Here is a 5,861-nt window from a genome sequence, read left to right as displayed (position 1 = left end):
CGCTGGCGACTTTTTCATGCGTTGTTTTTTTAGCCATGATCAATCTCCTTTTTCTGGCTTATTTACGGTAGTTATCGCTGCATCCCCCAAAGTCATCAGGGAATGCTGAGCTTGCGATTCGGCGTTGTCGTGCCTGTTCGGCAGGGCTTTTCAGAAACTCACTGAGTGGCCGGTATGCTTGACTGGACGTTGCCGTCTGTTCTTCTTGTTGTTGTTGCTCAGTCATGCCCTGCTGGTAGCGATACATCACACTCCATACCTGAGAGCAGGCGGTGTGGTAATCGTGGTCACCAATACTGTTTTTAAAGTTGTCGTACTGCATGGTTTCCAGCTGGTCTTGCAAAACGTTGATCACATCGCTTTGTGGTACTTCCATACGGTAGCGATAATCAGCGTCGGGAGTGATGAGCAATTTTTCCTCTGGAAATAGTGTTGTTAATACGTCGGGCTGCCTGGCTCTGACCATCATCAGCTGTGGTTCGTTTCTGTGTCTCACAATGCTGACCATGCCTTTGCTGGTGAATATCCACATAACGGCACTCCTTTTATGGTTGTTGCTCTTTATTTGCGCTATGGCCTGCACTATAAGCAGCCTGCAGGGCTTCTTTGATCTGCCAGATGGCCAATTCGTGAAAGTCCAGGTTATCCACGTTTCGGGTGTTGAGGGTTTCCAGCTTCAGGATCGTGCTGGCGATATTGTCGATGGCTTGTTGCCGTGTTTTCATAGTGTCCGTCCAGATTTATTGTTGTATTAACACACAACATAAACGCAGACGGGCATACAGCAAGGCGAAACCGTGATTTTTTTCAAGGCGTGGTGAGCCGCTCAGGGCGGCGATCTGGGTGGTGTTATTCGGAGGGTATGGTCAGTGATAAGTCTTGCTGAATAACGTCCCTGGCTCGATAGCGGTCACCACGGTTGAACGTTTTCAGTTCTTCGATCAGGTCGCTGTCGTTGTGAGCGTCCAGTCTGCGAATAGTCACCGGACGTCCTGCGTCGGTGGGTATCTCCCAGCCGTTCGGGGTCGCTTTCACTAACCCCTGTGCCATGTGAATAGGATTAGACGCCCGCTCCATGGGGTCATCCTCTGCCCAGCCGTACTCTATCCATGCCACGCCCTGATCAATATCAAATAACTGTGCCGGGTATCGCTTGCCACCATAAGGATGGTCAATCTCCAGGGAGGCTCCCTGCTTGCTGGCTTCGCCTGGGGTCATTCGCCTTCTCCTCGCCGCTTTATCACTTGTTCTAAGGGGCGGCCATCTGGCCATTGCTGGTAGCCTGCGTCCTTAAAGAGTTGTATCACTTTCTGCCGTTCGTCAAGGCTATCGATTCGAATGCTCTCCAAATCATCAAAAATCGACAGGCTGTTTTTAAAGATGGTTTCATTACCGCCCAGCCGACTGATCTCTCTAAGCTGTGAAACGGTAATTTTCCGGTGCTGCTGTACATGAGTGTCGGTGGTTCTGCCGTAATAATCATTGCTGTAGGAAATCGCGTCCATTCGTGCAGCGGCCTTACTGTTCCAGATGAAACCCTCGGTATTGATTGCATCGCCCTTCGGTTTTATCCGGGTAAAAAAGTAGTTGGCTCCGCCGGAGTGCAGGTCCGCCTGATAAGACTTCCCGCCCGGGCGGATACCACGACGAATTTTTTCAGTGGTGGAGACCATCTGCCCGCCGGATTCCAGCACTTTCTTCAGGGTTTTGATCATGCTGCCGTTGTCGCTGTTGACGTGAATAACCCGATAATTGTCGTTTAGATCCTTAAACGCGGGGTCATTCAATAATTCAGGCCGGTAGTGAATGCGCTGTCCTTGACCGAAAGCCTGATACTCGCCTGCCGGGTTGTATTGCTTCATGGACTTCAGATCAATGCCCAGCGCTTTGTTCATCCGTGCCAGTTTTTTCCGGATGCGTTCTCCCTGGTCATTCAGGGAGCGAGTTTCATTGGCCAGCACCTTATCCAGTTTGTGAATATAGGCCAGCTTATCCAGATAAAGTTCCTCCATATCCCCTGTGGTGGTGCGTTGACTGTTAATCCCCAGCTCATCCATCACCGAAAACACCCGTTCAGTGTCCGCCTGTTTGATGCCGGTAACATCGATCTCCATGCGACCCTGCAGGGAGAAAGGCACACTGTGATGTTTTGGCCAGTAATGAATAGTGGCTCCATCCACTTCAGCGGTGTATCGGCGGGCAGAAAGGGTGAAAGTCTTTTTCCCTTCTCGTTGCCGACCTTTCTGAAAATTGGATAGCTGAAACTCAGTACTGTCCTCGGTCCATTGAATGCCGGACGATTGCTTAACTGAGGCCGCAGGGGGAATGCTGAAGGTTTTGTATCTACCAACCTTGGCATTCCAGTTCGGTATCTCGCCTTCCAGTGTGTTGTGACGCACTTTCCTGAGTTCATCAATAAAAGGTTGGGTTCGGTTCGTAAAGGCCGCCAGATCACGGGATGACCGCAGGTTATTCGATGCCTGCCCGGTCATCTCATCCAATACCTGCTGCCAGCGTTCCACCGCTGCATCGATGCGCTCAAAAACATAATCATCCATGCCATAGCCATTTTCCGCCCGGTGTGCCACGGACTTGATGGCGGTGATGATCTTCTTGTGCATATCCGCATAGGGTTCAGCGGTGCTTTCAATCGTGCCGATGGTCTGTTCCAGCTTTCGCATGGCGCTGGGCATCAGTTTGAAATAAGCACCGGTCACGTCTTTGCCCTGGCGGTTTTTCTTGTGGTAGAGCAGCACGTTGTGGTCTTCGATGTCGCCCTTGTCGGTGGGGATGGTGTAGCCGTTTGAGCGACTGTTGACCACCTGCTCGTATTCCAGCCGGTTGATGGCGCTGCCGCTGATGGCTGGTTCTGGAGCTATCTTCAGCAGGGCTTCTGGATACTGCTTCGCTATGTCCTGTTGTCTGGCCACTAAGGTATTAATGAGCCTGGTGCGTTCCCGTTTTGTGGTAGGGCCGATGCGCTCCACCAGGTCGGTGATCTGCTGCTTATCCAGTGCCAGTACTTTTCGGGCACCGGCGATCATGTCTTCCCGGGTAACGCTGGCAAACACCGCCGCTGATTGGGGGTTCATGGCGCTGTCTCGCAGGCTCTCGATCTCCAGCACTTTTTTTCCGAATGCATCTCCCTTTAATCCACCTTGCGCTCGGTATCTCAAGGCACCACCGGTATCGATATGGATGGCCTTGCTGCCTTTAATCAGTAGGTTGTCGTATGAAAGGCCGACCACGTCCCAGTTGGCCAGCCAGGCGTCCACCATAAAATTATCTCGTATGCCTTGGAGCTTTCCGCTGGTTAGCTGCCCGGCATCCTGCTGCAGGCCATCAATAATCTCTGAAGCAATGCGGATCTGTTTGCCATCCTGCAACAGGTAAACATTGGGCACGTCCACCCCTGCCGCCTCGTATAGCTTCGCTGCCAGCACTTCGTTGCGGGCGATGTCTTCACTGGCAGGTTCCTTGATGTAGTACTTTTTGCCGGTGGTGGTGTCCTGATAAAAGCCGCCGGGGTTGGAGCCTTTCTGGTTGCCGATCTTGGTGAGGTCACTCCATTGGGGGGCTTCGTTTTTTGGCGTTTGAGTGGTTACTGCAGGTTTTTGTGCTATTTTTCCTGTCGCTGCCTGACCGGAAGGGGTCGCCGATGATAAGTCAGGTGTTTGGGTAATGACTCCTTCTGGTTGGGCGGCACCATCCTTTGCCTTATCCAGCTTTGCAAGAAACTTTTCCTTGGCTTCCTCATCCAAGGTATTGAATGCCGCCTGCTGCCCTGGGGTGGGTAACTTACCGGCCAGCACTTTCTTTTTGTAGCCCGATAGCTTGGCAGCAGTCTCTTTCTTCAGCTGCTCTACCTGGTATCGCTGCTCTACCTTTTTCAGCAACTGGACGGGGGTTAAGCTGTCGGTTTCACCGCTTTTCTCCAGCTTGGTGAGGATCTGGTTTTTCAGCGTCTGCCCTTTGGGGTTCTTTTTAATGTCCTTCAGGGTTTCTTTGGCCTGCAGTTGCCCGGTCTTTAGCTCGATGCTCTGGTCGATGGCTTTCTGCGCTTCCTCTGGCAGCTGGTGATAAGCCGCCAGGGCTTTGCTGTTCGGTGCATTGCCTCCAATGATGGCTTTCTTGTATTGGTTGATCAAAACTGACTGCTTAATGCTGTCGGCTTTCGCCTTGGCGCTATCCAGCAGCTCTTTGGGGGTCAGGCTGGCGGTGCCTTTCTGTTTCTGCAGCTGTTTAATGGCGTTGGATAGGTAGGGCGTTTTCTCGGCGATGGCGGTGTCCAGCTGGTGCTGCGCTGCTTTCTGAATGACCTTCTGTTTCTGGGCGATAAAGGTGCCGTCCACGCTGGCCTGTCCCAACTTCTTCAGGGCGGTATTGGCAGCTAACTGGGTGAGGTACTTTTGCTTTGCCTGCTTAGCGGCCTGGACGCCCTGTTTCAAGGCTCGCTGCATACCGGGTGTTAGCTGCAGGGCTTTTTCCTTCTCCAGCTGGCGCAGCTTGTCCATGCGGGCTTTGCCGGGGTTATGATCCCATCCGGGGTCTAAATCCACGGGCACCGTCATGGCTTTGCCGGTTCGGGGGTTTATCCACAGGCGCTTCTTTATTTTTGGCTTTGGCGACAGAGGTATTTTATGTCGTTCCATCTCCGCTTTGGTCAGCTGAATGACGCCGCACCGGCAATTCCAGCCGTTGGGGGGATAGTGGCTCTGCCAGAAGGTGTCGTCCACCGGGCGGGCAGTGCCGTTCCACTGCTGATGCTCTGGTCGGGTGCGGTGGTCTTCTACGGCGTCATACATCAAATAGGGGGCGGTTTTGCTGTTGGCCTGGATGCTCTGCCACTGGCCGACGGCATAGGCGCTCTGCAGGTTGGTTCTGAATATGTTCTCTAATCGGGAGGCGCTGCCCAGCTGCGCTTTGGTGATCTTGCCGGGCTTTTGAGAAGAGAGGGGGTCGACCACGTCCTGCTTACCCCACCATCCCGCTTTCTGCAACTTGGGGATCAATGCTCTTTTGAAGTCTGCCAGGGTGTCCCCTGTCTCCAGCATCTTATCCACCTGTTTGTCTACGTAAGACAGCAGGTCGGTATCCATCATCTTGGCAACGGTGACGGCAGCGTCATGCTCCTCGCCGATCATGTCCATCCAGCTGAAACTGGCCTTAATGCCTTTCTGCTGAAAGTATTGAATGGCCTGTTCGGGCTTCAGGTTAAAGGCAGCACTCAATTCAAAGAAGTTGTAGATTTCTGCGGGCATCCCTTAAAATTGCTCCCTGCATTTTCAGGATACAGTCCATTCCTGGACATAAAAAAAGCGCCTCTGGTAGTAAGAGCTTCGGTGTCTTTGGAGACGGGTATCAGTCAGGATTGTTCCGTTTCTATAATGGGCTGTAACTCCTTTTGTTAGCGTCTGTCAATATCCCTAACTAGTTTGTTATTTCATAATTCTCTACATCGTAATATTGTGACCTCATCATTTTGCCGTGAAATATACGTAACTGCTCAAAAAGTACTAGTAAACGATAGCTCCATAAATCTACAGGTTACGTACGCCAAGACTGATGTACGATGGTTCTTTATTTTTACCAGTACTTTTTGATCACTGAATGGACAAATGTATTACGTTGGAGTGAGGGAATGTAATTTAAATTGTGTAAACGCTTGTCGTTAATACTCCAAAATGGAGAATAACAATGAGCGTTGAAATCAACGAAAAACTGGTAGATCAAATAGCCAGTCAGATTAAAACTCAGGATGATCTTGCCGACTTCAGCCGTTTACTTATTAAGGCGACTGTTGAACGTGTTATGGCCGCTGAATTGGAAGAGCATCTGGGTTATGCCAAATACTCGCCTGA

The 5,861-nt window shown here is 51.4% G+C and carries 4 protein-coding genes; all 4 read right to left on the bottom strand.

The window, feature by feature from the left end; translation table 11 throughout:
• Positions 1-58: 58 nt before the first annotated feature.
• The 4 genes from AK963_RS24545 to AK963_RS24530 all read right to left on the bottom strand — a co-directional run bounded on the left by AK963_RS24545 (position 59) and on the right by AK963_RS24530 (position 5,261).
• The gene (locus AK963_RS24545; RefSeq protein ID WP_066018024.1) at positions 59-532 is read right to left on the bottom strand and encodes a hypothetical protein; all 474 of its coding nucleotides are present in this window, start codon (positions 530-532) and stop codon (positions 59-61) included.
• 13 nt (positions 533-545) lie between these two features.
• Positions 546-725: a DUF6900 domain-containing protein gene (locus AK963_RS24540; RefSeq protein WP_066018023.1), complete on the bottom strand. Its 180-nt coding sequence runs from the start codon at positions 723-725 to the stop codon at positions 546-548.
• Between the two features lie 124 nt (positions 726-849).
• Complete coding sequence (locus AK963_RS24535) at positions 850-1,218, bottom strand: hypothetical protein (protein ID WP_066018022.1); 369 nt, start codon at positions 1,216-1,218, stop codon at positions 850-852.
• Entirely contained in the window at positions 1,215-5,261 is a 4,047-nt protein-coding gene (locus AK963_RS24530; protein WP_066018021.1) for a phage head morphogenesis protein, read from the bottom strand. Before AK963_RS24530 ends, AK963_RS24535 begins: the two co-directional genes overlap by 4 nt.
• Positions 5,262-5,861 lie beyond the last annotated feature (600 nt).

It is taken from the genome of Endozoicomonas atrinae, assembly GCF_001647025.1.
In the GTDB taxonomy this organism is placed as follows: domain Bacteria; phylum Pseudomonadota; class Gammaproteobacteria; order Pseudomonadales; family Endozoicomonadaceae; genus Endozoicomonas; species Endozoicomonas atrinae.
The sequence above is the reverse complement of the archived record's forward strand: the minus strand, read 5'-3'. Positions and strand labels throughout refer to the sequence as shown.

Excerpts from the sequence above, each read along its gene's own strand:
- AK963_RS24535 (WP_066018022.1), bottom strand. The coding sequence starts at position 1,218 with ATGACCCCAGGCGAAGCCAGCAAGCAGGGAGCCTCCCTGGAGATTGAC.
- AK963_RS24530 (WP_066018021.1), bottom strand. The coding sequence starts at position 5,261 with ATGCCCGCAGAAATCTACAACTTCTTTGAATTGAGTGCTGCCTTTAAC.
- AK963_RS24540 (WP_066018023.1), bottom strand. The coding sequence starts at position 725 with ATGAAAACACGGCAACAAGCCATCGACAATATCGCCAGCACGATCCTG.
- AK963_RS24545 (WP_066018024.1), bottom strand. The coding sequence starts at position 532 with ATGTGGATATTCACCAGCAAAGGCATGGTCAGCATTGTGAGACACAGA.